2 tRNA genes and 1 rRNA gene (1 of these 3 running past the window's edge) are annotated in these 2,500 nt (G+C 51.0%); all 3 read left to right on the forward strand.

Going from position 1 to position 2,500, the window contains the following annotated elements:
- The first annotated feature begins 49 nt into the window (after positions 1-49).
- Positions 50-125: transfer RNA gene (locus I4V53_RS13785), tRNA-Ala, on the forward strand.
- A gap of 180 nt (positions 126-305) precedes the next feature.
- Positions 306-382, forward strand: a tRNA-Ile gene (locus I4V53_RS13790).
- A 248-nt stretch (positions 383-630) separates the two neighbouring features.
- Positions 631-2,500: ribosomal RNA gene (locus I4V53_RS13795) — 23S ribosomal RNA — on the forward strand (it continues 963 nt past the right edge of the window).

The following is a 2,500-nucleotide window of genomic DNA, read 5'->3' on the forward strand; positions in this document are numbered from 1 at the left end:
AGAGGGAATAAACGAAGGTTAGAACACCTGAGTGAACAACCAAATACTTGGGGGTATAGCTCAGCTGGGAGAGCGCCTGCTTTGCAAGCAGGAGGTCAACGGTTCGATCCCGTTTATCTCCACCAGCAGGTTGAACCTGCACACACGGCCCGCCCTAAAGCGGGGATGTGAAAAGCGCCTGAGTAAGGCGGGACAGAAAGAACAAGCTCCCGATAAAGAGAGCAAGGGAAAGACGTTCCAAAATACAAAGGCAAAAACGGCTATTGTGGCAGAGAATAACCGGATAGCCTCAAGCCGGAGAATATGGGCTTATAGCTCAGCCGGTTAGAGCGCACGCCTGATAAGCGTGAGGTCGGTGGTTCGAGTCCACTTAAGCCCACCACCAGACTAAGTCTGGACGCACGGCCAGCCAGGAAACTGGCAGGAAGTGAAAAATGGAATAGATCGTTTAGCAAAAGGCTTGGCGACGAGCCCGAGCGAGGTTTCTGAGGAAACCGAAGCGAGCGAAACGGACTACGTCCGCGTACATTGAAAACTGAATAAAGAAGCAGATAGAACGAGAAAAAGAACTTTGTAAAGTTTCAATTTTTTGTAAAATCTACAATTTCAAAGAACCAAGAAAAAACACATGGTCAAGCTACAAAGAGCGCAAGGGGAATGCCTTGGCACTGAGAGCCGATGAAGGACGCGACTAACTGCGATAAGCCACGGGGAGCCGTAAGTGGGCACTATATCCGTGGATTTCCGAATGGAGCAATCCGGCTGGAGTCATGTCCAGTCAACGTACACTGAATTCATAGGTGTACGTGGGGAACCGCCTGAACTGAAACATCTAAGTAGGGCGAGGAAGAGAAATCAACCGAGATTCCGCTAGTAGTGGCGAGCGAACGCGGAAGAGGCCAAACCAGAGGTAGCAATACCTCTGGGGTTAGGACAGCAACATGTATGCAGCGATCTAGCAGAATGGTGTGGGAAAGCCAACAGGACAGTGTGAAAGTCACGTATGCGAAAGATCAAAGCAGCTAGCTGTATCCAGAGTACCGCCGGACACGTGAAACCCGGTGGGAATACGGGGGGACCACCCTCCAAGCCTAAATACTACTCAGTGACCGATAGTGTATAGTACTGTGAAGGAAAGGTGAAAAGGACCCCGGAAGGGGAGTGAAAAAGAACCTGAAACCTTGTGCTTACAAGCACCGAGAGCCCGTCAATGGGTGATCGGGTACCTTTTGTAGAATGGTCCGGCGAGTGTGTGTAACCGGCAAGGTTAAGGACTTCAGGTCCGGAGCCGCAGCGAGAGCGAGTCTGAAAAGGGCGAATGAAGTCGGTTGTACACGACCCGAAACCGGGTGACCTACCCATGTCCAGGTTGAAGTGGAGGTAAAACTCCATGGAGGACCGAACCGACTCCCGTTGAAATGGTAGCGGATGAGGTGTGGGTAGCGGAGAAATTCCAATCGAACCCGGAGATAGCTGGTTCTCTCCGAAATAGCTTTAGGGCTAGCCTCGTATTAGATTACTGGAGGTAAAGCACTGAATGGTCTAGGGGCCGAGAGGTTACCAAAACCTATCAAACTCAGAATGCCAGATAATTGATGTACGGGAGTCAGACAGTGTGAGATAAGTTTCATTGTCGAAAGGGAAACAGCCCAGACCCACAGCTAAGGTCCCCAAATACTGTTAAGTGGAAAAGGATGTGGAGTTGCACAGACAACCAGGATGTTGGCTTAGAAGCAGCCACTCATTAAAAGAGTGCGTAATAGCTCACTGGTCGAGTGACTCTGCGCCGAAAATTTAACGGGGCTAAACAGTATACCGAAGCTTGGGATTCCGTAAGGAATGGTAGGAGAGCGTTGAACGAGGGGTGAAGTCATAGCGGAAGCGGTGGTGGACTTCGTTCAAGTGAGAATGCCGGAATGAGTAGCGCGAAATGTGTGAGAATCATATTGGCCGAATATCTAAGGTTTTTGGAGGAAGGTTCGTCCGCTCCAAGTAAGCCGGGAGCTAAGGCGAGGCCGAAAGGCGTAGTCGATGCACATACGGTGGATATTCCGTAGCCGCCAAAAGATTTAAGATGAGTGACACCCTGGAAAGGCATGACCCGGGCGATGGTAGCCCCGGGCGTAAGGGACCGAAATTAGAGTAGGGAAGCATGCTGGACCGGGGGCGAGAAAAGCTCATGGTATATCTGAGGCGCCCGTACCGCAAACCGACACAGGTAGATGGGAAGAGAATTCTAAGGCCAACGGGAGAAGGGTAGTTAAGGAACTCGGCAAATTGGTCCCGTAACTTAGGGATAAGGGACGCCACGGAGACGTGGCCGCAGTGAATAGGCCCAGGCGACTGTTTAGCAAAAACACAGGTCTCTGCCAAATCGAAAGATGACGTATAGGGGCTGACACCTGCCCGGTGCTGGAAGGTTAAGAGGAGATGTGCAAGCATTGAATTGAAGCCCCAGTAAACGGCGGCCGTAACTATAACGGTCCTAAGGTAGCGAAAT

This window comes from Clostridium sp. D33t1_170424_F3, assembly GCF_015667585.1.
Taxonomy (GTDB): domain Bacteria; phylum Bacillota; class Clostridia; order Oscillospirales; family Acutalibacteraceae; genus Anaeromassilibacillus.